The sequence below is a fragment of the Nonomuraea pusilla genome (genome assembly GCF_900109355.1).
GTDB lineage: Bacteria > Actinomycetota > Actinomycetes > Streptosporangiales > Streptosporangiaceae > Nonomuraea > Nonomuraea pusilla.
The window spans coordinates 255792-270986 of the sequence record NZ_FOBF01000001.1; the positions used below are offsets into that span (position 1 = coordinate 255792).

The following is a 15195-nucleotide window of genomic DNA, read 5'->3' on the forward strand; positions in this document are numbered from 1 at the left end:
CTACTCCCCCTTCTGAACGGGGACGAGTACGGCGATCAGCCGGAGCATCGGCTCACCGTCGGTGGCAAGCTCCTCGATCAGTTCCTTGAGTGCCGTCGCGGTCTTCCTGACCCGCTTCTCAGCCCTTGCGCGAACCCCGATGAGCGTTAACTGCTCGAACCGCACCGCGTTCTCCTTCTCCCACACCGCAAGCCGTTCCGCGTACTCCTGCAGAGGCGCCATTAACCGGTCTTCTTCGGCGGCGCGCCGCCGGCGCATCTCAGCCCGGGCGGCTTCGATCGCGGCGGGCACCCGGGCCTGGAGCGCGGTGAGATCACCCACGTCGCGCAGATGCATCTCACCGTTGACGTGCGCGTCGTGCAGCACCTGGACGAACTCACGGGGATCAAGGGCGAACCCGGTCGGCAGTGCCCGGAACGCCATCCATGCCATGACGGTCGGCTTACCCTGCCGGTTGGAGTAGCGGCCGTTGACTAGGAAGACCGGCTCGGGGACGTGGGCCGCGATGACCGGCGCGGTCAGCCTGTGAGTCCCGGCGTTCTCCGCCGCGTTGCTCGCGAGCACTTTGTCGACGAGCCACTCGATTACGGGGTGTTGATCGGTGAGATAGGAGATGTCCGGCCAGCCAGACTCCTGCGCCTTCTGCTCCTTGGTCGCCGCACCTTTGCGCTTGGGCTTCTCACCGCTGTTCTTCCGGGCGAGTTCCAGCCGCCGCCGAGCGACGTCTGCGGAGAACGTCAACGTCATCTTCATGAGCACCTGGCGCTCGTCGAGATACGACTGGGGCAGCGCGCTAAGGCGGCGCTGCAAATCGGACAACCGGCCGGTGTCCCGATTCAGCTCGAACTCAAAGGTATCTGGGTAGTCGGCGGGTTCTAACCAGGTCAGCCCGATGGCCGCGGACGGATCACCGTACGCCTCTGTGAAGGCGTCCTTCACGAATTCCTTCATAGAGGGGAAAAGCCGTGACTGCCGCAGCACCTCGTCCTCGGACCGTGACCTCGCAACGCCGGCGTCCGCCGCGACGGACCGAGCCGCGGCGAGGAAGATGTCGTCTTCGTCGTCCGGCTTGTCGGGCACGACCTCATCGATGTCCCGACCGGCGAGATAGGCCTTCTCGATGCTCTCGGCCTCGCGCTCCTCGTCGCGGAAGCCCATTAGAGCACCGGCCTCACCGAGCGTGCGGTGCGCGGCGTCCTCTTTCCTCGCCAGCGCCTTCGAGACGGTCTCGTCGGCATCATGTGCCGGATCGGCCGACCGGTGGATCAACACCCTGATCTGCGGTGAGGCCCGCTGGCCGTACCGGTCAATCCTACCGTTGCGTTGCTCGATCGTGATCAGCGACCACGGGATGTCGTAGTGCACAAGGTTGTGGCACTGGCGGTGCAGGTTCACGCCCTCGGCAGCGATGTCGCTGGTTAGCAGGACGCGCACATCACTGTCCTCCAAGGCGAAGTCCTTCACAATGCGTTGCTGGGCGTCGTCGGACTGTCCGCCGTGCAGGATGCGGATCGGGCCGGTGACACCCTTCTCCTTGCCCACCGCGACAGGCTGCTCAAAGTCCAGCCTGCCGGGCAGCACCTCGTACAGCCAGTCGATGGTGGCCTTCCGCTCGGAAAAGATCACTACCCGCGTCGGCGACTTCGGGCCGACTCTGATCTCCTTCAGCTCCTTCACCAGCGCGGTCAGCTTCGCGGGATCGGGACTGCCCTCCGCTGCCGCCTCGGATCTGACCACCTCGGCAAGGGTCTGTAGTCTTTCGAGTGCCTCACGTTCGAGGAGGTACTGGCCGGTGCGCCCTGGGTCCTTCTTGATCCGTTTCCCGACTTCGTTGATCCGCTCGTCGATGGTCGCGAGCAGTGCCGTGTGCGAGGAGAGGAACGCCTTGAGCAGCGTGATCGGGAAGAGCTGGCTGCCCTGCCCGGTGAGTGGAGCGGTCCGCCCATCCGGGGGTCTGATCCAGGTTTCGTACAGCTCATCGAGGACCGCTTCCTCTGCCTTGGTCGCCGGGCAGTCCACGAACTTCGGTTGGGCGCGTTTCGCCCACTCCGCGCCGATCTGTGCCGCGACGTCCGGGCTCATCTTGTGCCGGCGGACGTAGAGATGCTCGAGCTGCTCACGTGTCGCGCGCTGCTTAACGTCCACTATCGCCGTAGGGTCGATCAGACTGATGAGCTCGTTGAAGGATTCGTCGTCACCGTTGTGCGGGGTGGCCGAGGCCAAGATGAACGCGTGTGTGGTCGGGGCGAGCACCCGGGCGAGCTGGTTATTCCGTGAGGTCTTGCTGATCAGCTTGTGCGACTCGTCCATGACGACGGCGTCCCACTCCACTCCGCGCAACTGCTCGCGGTAGCGGGCACTCTTGAGCGTGTCAATCGAGGCGATGACCCGCTTGTAGTAGTCGAAGGGGTTGCGGCCGGCGGGCAGGCGCTGTTGCATCCGCGCGATCCCCGTTGAGTCCAGCGCGACCAGCGGGATCGCGAAGCGCGTCCACAGCTCGTGTTGGAACTGCTCCAGGATGTGCCGCGGGGTCACCACTAGGATTCGATCTCCGCGGCCGCGGCGGATCAGCTCGGAGAGGAGCAGACCGATCTCCAGGGTCTTGCCGAGCCCGACCGCGTCTGCAATGAGGAGGCGAGGACGCAGGTTGGCGAAGGCGCGTTTCGATGGCTCCCGCTGGTAGAGCAGGTCGTCTACCAGGTGGGAACCGACAGTGGCCAGCCTCTGTTCTCCCTGCGGGAGCGGCGTCTTGCGCAGCAGTGCCTCGATGAACAGACGAGAACGGCGGAAGCCCTCCGTGGAATCCTTGACGAGGTAGGTGTGCTCGGGAAGGAGCGGCTTGATCCTGTCGAGTCCTTCCGCATGGAAGAAGATCGCGGTCTGGTCGCGGACGAGCGGGGAGGTTCCAGTCACGACCAGGCGGGTCACCGGAGCGGCGTCCTCTGGTCCGGGCAGCTCGTGGGCCTCGGTGACCAGCCATTCCTCGCCACGGACCAGCACGGTCATCCCTGAAGCGAACCGCTGTCCGCCCATGGCCGTACCGTTATCCATCGATTCACCTGGCCTTCGACCCTTAATGATTTCCACCCCTAACTTCGCGACCGATCCAAGGCTGCTCAGCCTCCGTACTGGTCCCGGCGGCGCTTCGCCGTACCATGCCATTGCTGCAGCCAGTCGCTGTCGTAGCTCTGCCGGTCTCGCCCCCCGCCAGAGCCGGAACCCGTACCAGAGCCACTGGAGACAAGAACTCCACCGTCCGGGCCAGACGTACCACTCGTATCCAGCCACACCCCGCCGCTTGTCGGCAACCCGAAAGGATTGGGCAGCGCCGCGGAGGCCCACAGGTCTATGAGGCCACGATGGGCGGTGGGCAGAGGTGGTCCTGTCTCGGCAACCAGCGGGACGGCGAAATCTGTGAGCCGGTCCACCGCCTCCGTGAGCACTGCGGAGCAGCGGATCCTGTTCTCCGGATTGAACGCGAGACATGCCTCGGTGATCTCGTAAATCTCGTCCGGCATCAGGTCCAGATCGGGTGACCATCCCTGACGGCGCTGGCCGTCCGTCACATCGACGAACGGCGGACGGCCCGTGAGCGCATACACCAGGACACCACCCAGCGCAAAGACATCCGTCCGCTCGTCGGAATCACGGGGGTCGATCAGCTGCTCCACGGCGGCGAACTGCCGGGAGCCGAAGAAGGGTGTGCCTGCCGTCGTGACGCCGGTCTCCCCCAGATAGCGGGAGATGCCGAAGTCGATGACGCGCAGGCCCTCCGGCCCGATGAGGATGTTCTGCGGCTTCAGGTCGCGGTGGACGATGCCCTTCGCGTGGATCTCGGTCAGCGCCTCGGCGAGCCCCGCGGCCAGCCACCATCCGCCGATCGAATCGATCGGACCGCAGCTGCGGATCAACGTGTACAGCGAGGGTACCTGGACGTAACGGGTGGCGACCCACGGGGGATCGTCGTTTGCGCCAGCGTCCAGCAGCGCGGCGGTGTGTACGCCGCCCATGTCCCGGATAGCTTCGATCTCCCGGCGGAATCGGGCCAGCCAGGTTGGGGAAGTGGCGAGGTCCGATTTGAAGATCTTGACGGCCGCGGCTCCCGAAACATCAGGCCGGAATCCCAGAAAGACCGCCCCGAAGCCGCCCCGCCCAAGAAAGTGCGTGAGCTGGAATCCGCCGCATTCGCTTGGGTCCTCGGCCTGCAAGGGCTGCCAAGGATCCACTGGCGTACCCCCTCGCCTCGGCCGCAGTCACTTTTGCTCACTCCGCGTACGGATATGTCGCGCCTTCCGGGTACTGAACATCATATGAGAGCAAATCGGTTCTGCGAACAAGCTCGACGGTTCTGCTCCTGAAGAGCGCGCATCCCGTTGGCAGCGGCATCGCAACTTTGCTGCGTAATCGGCCCGGCCCACCCAAGGACGCCGGAATTGCCGTGTTTGATGCCTCGATGGAGGGTATGTCCAGTAAATCGGACAGTGCCTCGATGGAGGTGTCGAACTTTGCGTTCGTGCAGGTTATTAGCGTTCTCGGCTGGTGGAACCTGCTCGAGCTCAGTGAGACCGGCGGTTGAGGACTGCGAATGACAAACGTGACCCGCTGGTTAAGCGTGGGTTGTCTACGAGGCGACGTATCGCCGGTGTCTCGTCTCGCCAACGTCGTCGATGACCTGGATGAGGGCATCACGCAGGTGATTGTGCGAGGAGGAGCGTCTGTCGTAGGCGAGGCCCCTTGTAGCAGGCTTGTCCTAGATATCGCCGCCATACGGCCGCGCGGCTCCGATGAGGACATTTAGGGCGTGGCGGCGCTGGCCGCGACCGGCCGGAGAGCCGCAGCGCGGCCAGCGACCGCCCGACGCCCAGCAGGCCGCCGCAGGCGGGCTGCCTTGAAGACGTAGAGAAAGTTCTCATCGGCACGGCTATGGCTATGGCTGATCTTGGTGGTTGCGGCTGTGTCCAGGGCCGTCTGTCAGCTGTTGGCTGGCTCAGCCGATGTATGGGTCCTGGCCCTCTAGGTAGTGGGTGATCCGCAGGCGCATGGAGGGGTGCATCTCGTAGTCCTGTACTTCTGGCTGCGCGACCCAGCGGACTTGGCTGGACTCTGAGCTGGGGGTCGGGTCGCCGGATACGGCTCGGGCCTTCAGGACGAGGGAGAACTCCTGTCGGACCTCGCCGTTGCTGGTGTAGAGGATGACGTGGTTCGGGTCGCTGTACGTGCCCACGATGCCGGTGATCTCGCAGAGGACCCCGGTCTCCTCCAAGGTCTCTCGGATGGCGGCGGCTGGGATCGACTCGCCGAGGTCGATGGCGCCGCCGGGGAGGGCCCAGTTGCCGTTGTCGGTGCGGCGGATCAGCAGTAGTTCGCCGGCCTCGTTGGTGACCGCCACATTGACGGAGGGGACGAGGCTGTTCGGGGCTGGGGCGTCGGGGTCGTTGTAGAAGTCGATCCGGCGGCTCACGAGGGCGAGCCTACTCGGCAGGGGAGGGCTCCTCCGGGGTTTCCGTGTCCTTGGGAGGACTGACGAAGCTGCCCAGGTGCGGGACGGTGTAGATCAAGCCTTCCTCACGCAGGGCGCGTACCGCCTTGCGGGCGGTGTCGCGGGCGATGTCGCGGGCGATGCCGAACTCCTGGACGAGGGAGAGTTCGGAGACCAGGTACTTGGGTGGATAGGTCCCGGACTTGATGCGCTGGCGTACCACGTCGGCAACCTGCTGCCACCTCGGCCGGTCTGGCTCGAACTCGAACATGAGGCAACGGTAGGAAACGGTCCCGAACGGCCTACGCTCGCCTACGTCTATAGACAAGGGTAGACAGCCGCGAGGTGCGCCTCTTAACCTGGCGGCATGGCAACAGGTGGCTACGATCTCGATGCTGTCCGGGCGACCTTCCCGGGTTGGGTTTGCTTCCGCAGTGACGCCGGCGTCTTTTACGGGACCAGGCGCGGAGTCAGGCTCAGCAACCGGGCGATTGATCTCGGGCTGCAGCAGACGGTGTGCGCTGACGACCTGGCGACGTTCGTCGAGCGGCTGCACGAGCAGAGCGCGGCTGCGGCGACGTGAAGGATCTGGTGGCCGAGTATCACGGGCTGCATGCGGCTGAACCGCAGCCGGGCTGTGAGGCGATCGACTGGCGGCCCAGTTCTGCGCGGGGTTGTCGGGTCCGGGTTCGCGCGCATACGTGCATGTGCCGGACTCCGGTTTTCGAGTTGTGCTCGGGCGGCGGGCTGTGGTTCGTCCGCCGCCTGTCCGTGAGTGACTCGGTGGAGATCGCGGAGAGCGAGTGGGTGTGCGCTGCGGTGGCGCAGCGGTTGTGGGAGCGGATTCTCAGCGGTCAGGCGTCGTAGCCGACGTGCTGGAAGAAGACGCCGGTGATGAGCCGGGCGACCTCCTCGGGCTCCGCCTCGGCGGTGGAGACGCGTACCTCGAACAGGCCGTCGTCGTGGGCGCGTAGGTCGGCCATGGTCTCGTCCCAGGCTCGCAGCCTCTCGTGGATGTCGAGGTTGCCGCGCAGCCGGCAGCGGCGGGCGCAGACGTCGCGGGTGACCCACAGCAGGACGGGCAGCCAGGCACCGGTCTGGGTGAGGCGGCGGATGTCCGGGATGTTGCCCATGTGCACGATGGGCGTCCGCCCGGCCTGGGCCATCTGCTCGACCTGGAGCCGGTCGACGGCGTAGACGTTGCCGTACCGGTGGGTCTCGGCGAGCAGCCGGCCCGCGGCGCGCAGCTCGGCCAGCCGCTCGTAATCCACGAAGTCGTACTCGGTACCTGTCCTGCTGCCGGCCTTGAGCTTGCGCAGCAGGACGAGCCTCCGATCGAGCGCGGTCAGGGCGGCGGTGGTGGTGGTCTTGCCGCTGGCCGGCGGCCCGTACAGGACGATGCCCCTCATGCGAGGATCCGCTTCAGGGTGTCGCGGGTCTTGTCGGCGAGGCTGATCGCGGAGCCCAGCCGGTTGTCCACGGTGATGTGGGCGGTGGAGGGGCTGGTCTCGGTGTTGAGGGTGCTGGTGTAGGTCTCCCAGTTGGAGAGCTTCCAGCCGTCGCGGGCCGCGCCGCGGAACTCGATGTACTCCCGCATCGACTCGACGTCGCAGCGCACCCACACCACGGCGACGTCGATGCTCATCGCGGCGCAGCGGTTCGTGAGGCGGTGCACCCAGGCGGGGTCCATCAGCTCGGCGATGAAGGGCGCGGCCAGGATGGCCGAGGTGCCGACGCGTAGGTTGTCGAAGGCCGTCTCCATTAGGCAGCGGTACTCCAGCGGGCGGACCTCGCGCAGGTACAGCTCGGTGTGCCGGTCGTGCGGGTCGCCGCCGAGGGAGGTGAGCAGGCGCTCGACCATGGCGCGGGTCAGGGAGTCCTTATCGAGGAAGGCCCAGCCGGTGATGTCGGACAGGAAGCGGGAGAACTCGGTCTTGCCGGATCCGGCGTAGCCGCCGACGAGGGTGAGGATCGGCTTCGGGCTGCCCTTGCCGTGGCGGCGCCGCCAGGCGTCCACGACGCGGTTGAGCAGCGCGTTCTGCTCGGTGTTCGAGGGGGAGCCGGAGACCTTGATCAGCGTTTCCTCGATGACCTGGGCGGCGGCGTTGTCGGTGGCGGGATCCGTGGGAAGGGGGAGTTCCGAGATGGATTTTTCCACGCCGGGTATTTCGCCGGGAAGCGGAAGGCGGAAACCAAGGCCGGGCTCGGTTGACCGATAAAGGAGACAATACGCCCGGCGGTAGTGAGGTCCGGGATATACCGTTCCGTGTTCGTGTGCCCAGAGGGTCTGGAAATTGGCGGCTGGTGCCGTCAGTCCATGGTTATGGGCGACGTGGCGTAGTCGTTCACCTGCGGCTTCGAGGTTGAGACCGTGCGCCTCGCGGTGCTGACGGAGGACGGCTGGTCGCCATCCCGGTCGGTGAATTGTCTTCATCACGTCCTTTTGTGCACTTTGTACAGGGCCGGAGAAGGACACATGTGAAAGCGCATGTGTAACCGCTGTGCAGGCAGCAGTGATGAAGCTTAGCTAACGCTCCGTGATACTCAACAGAGCGTGCGCGCGGTGAACTGAAGGCATCCGAGCAGGGATAACGCCCACCCCCGGAAAGGATGCCGAGGTGACCGAAAACGAGCGGCTTCTGGCCGAGCTTCAGGCCATTCGTTCAGAGATGGAGGAGCTGGCCTGCCGGGTCAGCGAGCTCGCTTCCGCTCTTGGAAGACGGCCTGCTCAAGGTCGGCGATCCGGTCGCCGAGATCGGCCAGAACGCTCCTCATCTGAGCGAGCTGCTCCATGACCTCGGAGGAGGCCGGCTCCTCAGCGGCAGGCGCGACGCCCTCGCGGACGAAGACGCCCTTGCCCTGCTGGCCGATGATCAGCCCTTCTGTGCGAAGCACGCTGATGGCCGCCTTCACGACGCTCGTCGAGACGTCGTAGCGCTGGCAGAGCTGCGCGGTCGAGGGCAGGGCACCGCCGGGCGGGAGGGCTCCCGTTCTGATCTGGCTGCGCAGGTCGTCGGCTATCTGGAGGTAGCCGGGACGCCCGGTCTTCTCGACCATCCCATGCCTTTCACGAGGTCGCCTGGCCTCTAGTTCAGCACACCCGCCGTGACATGCCAACCAAGTCTTCGTGGAATCCCTTGACAACTTAGAATGCCAAGTGTTCCATGAGTACTAAGAGTCACATCACGACTACCGAAGGAATCCACCATGCGTTCCGTCCCGATCCCTGTGGACACCAGCAAGCTCACGATCACTTGCGTGAAGGCCCCGCGCCCGCGTGTGCTCAACAAGGACACCGGCGAGATCAAGACCGACCGGAACGGCAACACCGTCTTCGAGGTCACCGTCTCCGTCGAGGACGAGTTCGGCCGGATCGAACTCGTCAAGATCGCCACTACCGGCGAACCGCCCATCGGCGCGGGCGACGCCGTCAACGCGGTCGGTCTCCTCGGCTACGTCTGGGAGATCGCCGGCCGTTGGGGCATCTCGTACCGGGCCTCCGCACTGCTCCCGCTACGGGAGGCCGCCGGTGTCTGACCAGCTTGTCGTGTTCGTCGTGCTCGGAGGCCTGGCCGCCGCCGCGGCCGGCCTCGGGGCCTGGCGCCACTGGCACTACCCGTCGTACTGGCTGGTCATCGGGTACGCCCTCACGTCCGTCCGGGTGAAGGCGACCTGGCGCAAGGTCGCGCTGGGCTGCAACCTGACCAAGAAGCGGCAGCGCTTCTGGTTCACCACCGTGCCCGGCCTGATCTCCTCGACCGGCGTCGTCCGGGTCCGCCGCCGCTTCCAGCGCATCGCCGTGGACGTCAAGCCGTTCATGTGGTGGCCGATGCCGACCCGCAACGGCTGGCGGGTCACCCTGTGGACCCTGGAAGGGCAGATCCCGGATGACTACGCCCAGGTCGCCGACCGGCTCGCGCACTCCTGGGGCGTGCACGCCGTGCGCGTCTCCTCCGACAAGCCGGGACGAGTGCGGCTGTCCGTCACCATCCAGGACCCGTTGGTCACCGTCGAGGACCTCCCACCGTCCACCGAACTGCTCAAGGTCACCGTGGGCCGCCTGGAGACCGGCGGCCGGTGGGAGATCGACTTCCGCACCGTCCCGCACTGGATCAACGCCGGTGCCACCCAGTCAGGCAAATCCAACCTCGCCAACGCGCTCATCGTCGGCCTGGCCCCGCAGCCGGTCGCGCTGGTCGGCTTCGACCTCAAAGGCGGCGTCGAGTTCACCCCGTACGCGCCCCGCCTGTCCGCGCTGGCCACCACCAGGGCGGAGTGCGGCGATCTGCTGGACGACCTGGTCGCGCTGATGACCGAACGGATGGGCGTGTGCCGGATGGCCTCGGCCCGCAACATCTGGCAGCTTCCGCCGGGGGTGCGTCCGGTCCCGATCGTGGTCCTCATCGACGAGCTGGCCGAGCTGTACCTGATGGCCGACAAGAGCGAGAAGGACGAGATCGCGAAGACCTCGACGGCGCTGCTGCGGGTGGCCCAGCTCGGGCGGGCCTTCGGGATCTACCTGTTCTGCTGCGGCCAGCGGATCGGCTCCGACCTCGGTCCGGGCGTGACGGCGCTGCGGGCGCAGTGCTCGGGACGGATCTGCCACCGGGTGAACGACCCGGAGACCGCCGTCATGACCCTGGGCGACCTCGACCCAGCGGCCCTGGCCTCGGCCCGGACGATCGCCGCCGAGACACCCGGCGTCGCCATCGTCGCCTCGCAGGACGGCCAGTGGTACCGGGCCCGCTCCTTCTATGTCAGCGAGCAGACGGCCGAGCACGCCGCCCAGGTCTACGCCGACCGCGCACCGTCCTGGTCGGAGGTCATGAGCGCCCAACCACATGAAGCGCCCGCCGCCTGAACGGCCTCGAACAGGAAGGACAGGAGATGCGCCGCCTCGCCCACCGGCTGCTGGACACCGGCCCGGTCGTCGTCCTGGCCCTCATCGCCGGGGCAGGATCGTTCACCCACATCCGCGACACCGCGACCGAGCACGGGCAGCCCGGCTGGATGTCCTGGGCGGTGGCCGTCTGCATCGACCTGACCTGCGTCATGGCCGCCCGGGAACGGCAACGCGACCGGCGCACCGGCCGGGTGCGACGCGGCCCGGTGTCGTGGCCCGTCCTGGTCCTGAGCGGTGGCGTCGTCCTGTCGCTGGCCGCCAACCTGCAGCAGGCCGAGCCGACCGTCTGGGGCTGGATCACCGCCGCAACCCCGGCCGGCGCCTTCCTCGTCGCCGTCTCGATGCTCGAACGCCGCGTCACCGCCAGCCGTCCGGAAGCGTCCGCGACCCACGCTGAGGCGCAAGCCGTCGCGCCCCCGGACCGCCCGGCACTGGCTCCAGCCACGGAGGACGAAGGGCCGGCGCCCGCCCTCGTCGACTACGCCCGGCGCGTCGCCGACGAACACCACGCCAAGCACGGCACACCCATCACACCCGACCTCCTGCGCGCCCGCCTGGGCGTGTCTGACCAACTCGCCTCCGACCTGCTCCGCACCTTGCGGACCGCAGCGGAACCCACATGAAAGGCAGCACCATGCGTGACGACCGAACCGCCCTCGTCCATGGCCTCATCGACCTGGCCGTCTTCCTCGTGGCGAACCCGGACCTCCCGGTGACCGCCAGCGTCACCGCCCGCTACATCGCCGACGGGGACGACGACGCCGAACTCCGCGCCGAGATCGACCGGATCGCGGCCCGTCTCGGCACCGCCATCGACGAGGCGGACCTCCCGTACGGCCACTACACCACGTCCATCTCCTTCGGCCCCGTCGAGTACCGGGCCGTGGCCATCCTCGCCGCGGCCCGCGCCCGCTACGACGCCCAGAACAGCCACCGCGACAACAACTAGGAGAAACCCCTATGCGCATCCGTCTCGAAGGAACCCGCGTCCAGCTCGCACTCGGCATGATCCGCCTGCGTCACGTCTTCACCGTGACCGACGTGTCACGCGCATACCCGCACCGCGCCCACCCGCGCACCTACCGGCTCTACGTCCGCGTCGCCCCTCGCCCGGAGCGGTGACCGCCGTGGAAGAGCCACTGATCGTCCGCCACCGCTGCTGCACCTGCAACGGCACCGGCCTCTACGACGACCAGACCTGCGCCGACTGCCACGGCACCGGCATCGACAACCACGGCGCATAGCCGTAGCGCCCCCCGCCTGGCCACACATCCGCCAAGATCCGCGCCAGGCCGGGGGCCATCCACACCAGGAACCCTGGAGAGGACGAACCCATCTTGCCCCGTCTCACCCATCCACACGCGATGGCCGGACTCATCACCCGGCTCAACCGGCCCGATTACGACCGCTGGGCCTGCCAGATCAAGCGCACCGGCGGCTGCCGTCAGCCCATCCACCTGCGCGGCAAGGTCGAACACTACGACCGCGCCACCGGTCGGCTCCTGCACCGCTACACCACCCGCACCGAACCGGACGGCGTGCTCCACGTCCCGTGCAAGACCCGCCGAGCCTCCCGCTGCCCGGCCTGCGCCGAGGTCTACCGCGCCGACACCTACCAGCTCGTCCGCGCCGGACTCGTCGGCGGCAAGGGCGTGCCGGAGACGGTCGCGGCTCACCCGTGCCTGTTCGTCACGCTGACCGCGCCGTCCTTCGGAGCCGTCCACAGCCGCCGGGAGAAGAACGGCAAGGTCCTGCCCTGCCACGCCCGCCGCGACGCCCAGACCTGCCCGCACGGCCGCGTCCTGTCCTGCACCACCCGCCACGCCGCCGACGATCCACACCTGGGCGAACCCCTCTGCCCGGACTGCTACGACTACGAGGGCTCGGTCCTGTTCAACGCCGTGTCCCCGGAGCTGTGGCGCCGCTTCACCGAGGCCCTCCGCCGCCGCGTCGCCCGCCTCTGCGGCCTCACCCTCAAAGAGCTGCGCGAACGCCTCACGATCTCCTTCGCCAAGGTCGCCGAGTACCAGCGGCGCGGCGTCGTCCACTTCCACGCCGTCATCCGCCTCGACGGCCCCACCGGCCCAACCTCACCACCACCGGCCTGGACCACAACCGACACCCTGATGGACGCCGTCCACCACGCCGCCACCGCGATCACCGTCACCGTGGACGCGCTCAACCGCACCTTCTCCTGGGGCGACCAGCTCGACGCCCGCCCCATCACCCTCGACGGCGAACTCACCGAACAAGCCGTCGCCGCCTACATCGCCAAGTACGCCACCAAAGCCGCCGAATGCGTCGGCACCCTGGACCGCCGCATCAACCTCCTGGACGACCTCGACGCCCTACCCATCCGCGACCACGCCCGTCGCCTCATCGCCACATGTCTCCACCTCGGAGCCCGCGAGGACCTGGCCGACCTCCGGCTCACCCAATGGGCCCACATGCTCGGCTTCCGCGGCCACTTCTCCACCAAGAGCCGCCGCTACTCCACCACCCTCGGCGCCCTCCGCGCCGCCCGCCAGGACCACATGCGAACGGAAGAGGTGACGACCGGTCGCCTCCCACTCTTCGACGAGGACACCGTCCTGGTGATCACCCACTGGCAGTACGCCGGCAAGGGCCTGTCACTCGGCGACCAACTCCTCGCCGCCGCCATCACCCGTACGCCGCTCCTCGTGGAGGGACGTGATCCGTCATGAACAGGCGCGACGAACTCCTGACGGTTCGTCAGGTCCTCGAAGAGCTCGGCGGGGTCTCCCGCCGCACCTTCTACCGATGGCGGGAGCTTGGACGCGCACCCGCCTGCGTCCGACTGCCCAACGACGAGCTCCGCGTCTGGCGCAGCGATCTCCTGGCCTGGCTCGAGTCGCGGCGGGAGGTCGCATGAGCACCACGTACGACGTGAAACTCGGCGGCGTCCAGTACCGCGCCGACCGGGCAACCCCTATCTACGTGGCGCGCTGGCGGGTGGCGGGCAAGGCCAGGTCCAAGAGCTTTCGGACTAAGGGACTGGCCAACGCCTTCCTGTCGGACCTCCGCCAGGCGGCCAAGTCGGGGGAGGAGTTCGACATCGCCACCGGGCTGCCAGCGTCGATGCTCGCACAGGAGTCCCGTGGGCCGTCTTTTCTGGAGTTCGCCCAGACGTACGTACTCCGCCGCTGGAACGCCTCGGCGGCCCGAACGCGCGAGACCGACGCTTATGCCCTCCTGTCACTGATCCCCGCGCTGGTGGCTGACATTCCGGGACGGCCTGGTGATGAGGAACTGCGCGACGTCCTCAGAAACCATGCCCTCCTCCCTGAGAAGCGGCGGTCCCCTCTAACCGGAGAACAGGCCGCGGCCTTGCGGTGGCTGGAGAAGGCATCGCTTTCACTGGCGTCCCTCGGGGAGGCCCGCATCCTGCGAGGGACCCTGGACGCCATCGCCGTCACCTTCGCCGGCTCTCCCGCGGGAGCGAACACGGTGCGCCGGAAGCGGGCTGTCCTGCACCATCTGCTGGAGCATGCGGTCGAGTTGAAGGTGTTCCCCAGCAACCCGCTGGACGAGATCAAATGGACGGCTCCGAAAGCGGTGACGGTCGTCGACCCGCGCACGGTGGTCAGCCCGGCCCAGGCGCGTCAGCTCCTGGAGGCGGTCGCGAAGGTCGGGCGCAAGCGTGGCCGCAGGCTCAAGGCGTTGTTCGCCTGCATGTACTACGCCGCCTTGCGGCCAGAGGAAGCGGCAGACCTTCGGCTGAGGAACTGCAACCTGCCGGAGTCCGGATGGGGCCTGATCGTGCTGGAGCGGGCACGTCCTCAAGGCACGAAGCGCTGGTCGAACTCCGGCGAGACCCACGAGTCGAGGAGCTTGAAGCACCGCGCGGACAAGGACACGCGAGAGATCCCGATCCCGCCCGTCCTGGTCGCCATGCTCCGCGAACACATCACCGAGCACGGGACCGCCGAGGACGGGAGGATCTTCCAGACGGGCACCGGTGGCACGTACTCCAGTTCGGCCTACTCCTACGTCTGGCAGGAAGCTCGCAGGCTGGCGCTGACTCCGGCACAGGTCGCCTCATCGTTGGCGGCCCGGCCGTACGATCTGCGGCACGCTGCTGTGTCCCTCTGGCTGAACGCCGGCGTCCCAGCGCCGGAGGTTGCCAAGCGTGCGGGGCACAGCGTCGACGTGCTGTTGCGCGTGTACGCCAAATGCATCGACGGCGAACAAGACCACGTCAACAGCAAGATTCACAGCGCCCTCGACGTATAACGTCATGGTTGGTGATGCGGCCCCGGCTACGGCTGGGGTCGTTCCCTTTAACGGACGCCGTTGGGCGGGCGGATCGAGTTCAGTTGCGCGGTGAAGAGAGCAGAACCGGCCTTAGTTGTCTCACGAGCTCGACAGCGTCAGCTTGGTGATCGCGACCTGGAGCGCCACGGGCGATCGAAACGGTCAGGGTCTTGCCGCCGTCGGGCGTCCAAGCAATCGCGTAGGCTCCCACGGATTCGCCGTCCTTGCCTTTTATCGGCGCGCTGAATCCAGGACCTATTTCCGGCGGTAGGGCGGTGCCCTTGTCGCTGATCCTTCTTGCCTCAAGCCCTTGGAGGGTGGAAGTCGATGGGGCGCGTCGTTCGATCAGCATGCGGGTCGGCTCGGACACACTTGGGGATCTACTGATCATGCAGTAGGCGAAGTGTTCCACGGACTCCGTTCCGTCTGCATAGAACTCGCTCATCCCCGTCGCCAGGGCGATAACGTCGTGCGAGATCACTCCACATTCACGGGGCTCCGCCATGATGTCGCCCAAGGGGCGCCGATCCGGCGGAGG

At 67.1% G+C, this 15195-nt stretch carries 17 protein-coding genes; 9 read left to right on the top strand and 8 right to left on the bottom strand.

From position 1 onward, the window contains the following. From BMX74_RS01050 to BMX74_RS01065, 4 genes are all read right to left on the bottom strand, one after another. Complete coding sequence (locus tag BMX74_RS01050) at positions 1-3006, bottom strand: helicase-related protein (RefSeq protein WP_091098035.1); 3006 nt, start codon at positions 3004-3006, stop codon at positions 1-3. Positions 3007-3116: 110 nt separating this feature from the next. Next, positions 3117-4226, bottom strand: coding sequence for a serine/threonine protein kinase (locus BMX74_RS01055; protein ID WP_177227138.1), 1110 nt, complete (start codon positions 4224-4226; stop codon positions 3117-3119). 761 nt (positions 4227-4987) lie between these two features. Further along, the gene (locus BMX74_RS01060) at positions 4988-5461 is read right to left on the bottom strand and encodes an NUDIX hydrolase (RefSeq protein ID WP_091097583.1); all 474 of its coding nucleotides are present in this window, start codon (positions 5459-5461) and stop codon (positions 4988-4990) included. 10 nt (positions 5462-5471) lie between these two features. Further along, complete coding sequence (locus tag BMX74_RS01065; RefSeq protein ID WP_091097586.1) at positions 5472-5750, bottom strand: GntR family transcriptional regulator; 279 nt, start codon at positions 5748-5750, stop codon at positions 5472-5474. 96 nt (positions 5751-5846) lie between these two features. Between BMX74_RS01065 and BMX74_RS01070 the strand changes: the two genes are divergently transcribed. Then, positions 5847-6062 (top strand): hypothetical protein, encoded by a 216-nt coding sequence (locus BMX74_RS01070; protein ID WP_091097588.1) that lies wholly within the window; start codon positions 5847-5849, stop codon positions 6060-6062. A 271-nt stretch (positions 6063-6333) separates the two neighbouring features. Here BMX74_RS01070 and BMX74_RS01080 read toward each other — a convergent pair whose 3' ends face one another. The 3 genes from BMX74_RS01080 to BMX74_RS01090 all read right to left on the bottom strand — a co-directional run bounded on the left by BMX74_RS01080 (position 6334) and on the right by BMX74_RS01090 (position 8536). Next, positions 6334-6888, bottom strand: a complete 555-nt coding sequence (locus tag BMX74_RS01080; protein WP_091097593.1) for a nucleoside/nucleotide kinase family protein — start codon at positions 6886-6888, stop codon at positions 6334-6336. Next, positions 6885-7637, bottom strand: a complete 753-nt coding sequence (locus BMX74_RS01085) for a P-loop nucleotide/nucleoside kinase family protein (RefSeq protein WP_256256717.1) — start codon at positions 7635-7637, stop codon at positions 6885-6887. The genes BMX74_RS01080 and BMX74_RS01085 overlap by 4 nt, the downstream gene beginning before the upstream one ends. 533 nt (positions 7638-8170) lie before the next feature. Further along, positions 8171-8536, bottom strand: a complete 366-nt coding sequence (locus BMX74_RS01090) for a winged helix-turn-helix domain-containing protein (RefSeq protein WP_091097599.1) — start codon at positions 8534-8536, stop codon at positions 8171-8173. A 150-nt stretch (positions 8537-8686) separates the two neighbouring features. Here BMX74_RS01090 and BMX74_RS01095 point away from each other — a divergent pair, with 150 nt between their 5' ends. From BMX74_RS01095 to BMX74_RS01125, 8 genes are all read left to right on the top strand, one after another. After that, on the top strand, positions 8687-9016 hold the full coding sequence (locus BMX74_RS01095; RefSeq protein WP_177227140.1) for an SCO3933 family regulatory protein: 330 nt from the start codon (positions 8687-8689) through the stop codon (positions 9014-9016). Further along, positions 9009-10340, top strand: a complete 1332-nt coding sequence (locus tag BMX74_RS01100; protein WP_091097604.1) for an FtsK/SpoIIIE domain-containing protein — start codon at positions 9009-9011, stop codon at positions 10338-10340. Before BMX74_RS01095 ends, BMX74_RS01100 begins: the two co-directional genes overlap by 8 nt. Before the next feature lie 26 nt (positions 10341-10366). Then, positions 10367-11005 (top strand): DUF2637 domain-containing protein, encoded by a 639-nt coding sequence (locus BMX74_RS01105; RefSeq protein ID WP_091097606.1) that lies wholly within the window; start codon positions 10367-10369, stop codon positions 11003-11005. An 11-nt stretch (positions 11006-11016) separates the two neighbouring features. Beyond that, the gene (locus BMX74_RS01110; protein ID WP_091097607.1) at positions 11017-11331 is read left to right on the top strand and encodes a hypothetical protein; all 315 of its coding nucleotides are present in this window, start codon (positions 11017-11019) and stop codon (positions 11329-11331) included. A gap of 11 nt (positions 11332-11342) precedes the next feature. Next, complete coding sequence (locus tag BMX74_RS43685) at positions 11343-11504, top strand: hypothetical protein (protein ID WP_177227142.1); 162 nt, start codon at positions 11343-11345, stop codon at positions 11502-11504. Between the two features lie 242 nt (positions 11505-11746). After that, positions 11747-13087: a replication initiator gene (locus tag BMX74_RS01115; RefSeq protein ID WP_091097610.1), complete on the top strand. Its 1341-nt coding sequence runs from the start codon at positions 11747-11749 to the stop codon at positions 13085-13087. After that, a complete protein-coding gene (locus BMX74_RS01120) occupies positions 13084-13275 on the top strand; it encodes a helix-turn-helix transcriptional regulator (protein WP_091097612.1) in 192 nt (63 codons plus the stop codon). Before BMX74_RS01115 ends, BMX74_RS01120 begins: the two co-directional genes overlap by 4 nt. Continuing rightward, complete coding sequence (locus BMX74_RS01125; RefSeq protein ID WP_091097614.1) at positions 13272-14636, top strand: tyrosine-type recombinase/integrase; 1365 nt, start codon at positions 13272-13274, stop codon at positions 14634-14636. The genes BMX74_RS01120 and BMX74_RS01125 overlap by 4 nt, the downstream gene beginning before the upstream one ends. 79 nt (positions 14637-14715) lie before the next feature. On the opposite strand, the gene BMX74_RS42740 is transcribed toward BMX74_RS01125, so the two are convergent. After that, on the bottom strand, positions 14716-15138 hold the full coding sequence (locus tag BMX74_RS42740; RefSeq protein ID WP_143078515.1) for a hypothetical protein: 423 nt from the start codon (positions 15136-15138) through the stop codon (positions 14716-14718). Positions 15139-15195 lie beyond the last annotated feature (57 nt).

Coding starts and splice junctions, on each gene's coding strand:
- BMX74_RS01095 (WP_177227140.1), top strand. CDS start 8,687: ATGCGTTCCGTCCCGATCCCTGTGGACACCAGCAAGCTCACGATCACT.
- BMX74_RS01125 (WP_091097614.1), top strand. CDS start 13,272: ATGAGCACCACGTACGACGTGAAACTCGGCGGCGTCCAGTACCGCGCC.
- BMX74_RS01065 (WP_091097586.1), bottom strand. CDS start 5,750: ATGTTCGAGTTCGAGCCAGACCGGCCGAGGTGGCAGCAGGTTGCCGAC.
- BMX74_RS01110 (WP_091097607.1), top strand. CDS start 11,017: ATGCGTGACGACCGAACCGCCCTCGTCCATGGCCTCATCGACCTGGCC.
- BMX74_RS01120 (WP_091097612.1), top strand. CDS start 13,084: ATGAACAGGCGCGACGAACTCCTGACGGTTCGTCAGGTCCTCGAAGAG.
- BMX74_RS01105 (WP_091097606.1), top strand. CDS start 10,367: ATGCGCCGCCTCGCCCACCGGCTGCTGGACACCGGCCCGGTCGTCGTC.
- BMX74_RS01090 (WP_091097599.1), bottom strand. CDS start 8,536: ATGGTCGAGAAGACCGGGCGTCCCGGCTACCTCCAGATAGCCGACGAC.
- BMX74_RS43685 (WP_177227142.1), top strand. CDS start 11,343: ATGCGCATCCGTCTCGAAGGAACCCGCGTCCAGCTCGCACTCGGCATG.
- BMX74_RS01115 (WP_091097610.1), top strand. CDS start 11,747: ATGGCCGGACTCATCACCCGGCTCAACCGGCCCGATTACGACCGCTGG.
- BMX74_RS01050 (WP_091098035.1), bottom strand. CDS start 3,006: ATGACCGTGCTGGTCCGTGGCGAGGAATGGCTGGTCACCGAGGCCCAC.
- BMX74_RS01070 (WP_091097588.1), top strand. CDS start 5,847: ATGGCAACAGGTGGCTACGATCTCGATGCTGTCCGGGCGACCTTCCCG.
- BMX74_RS01080 (WP_091097593.1), bottom strand. CDS start 6,888: ATGAGGGGCATCGTCCTGTACGGGCCGCCGGCCAGCGGCAAGACCACC.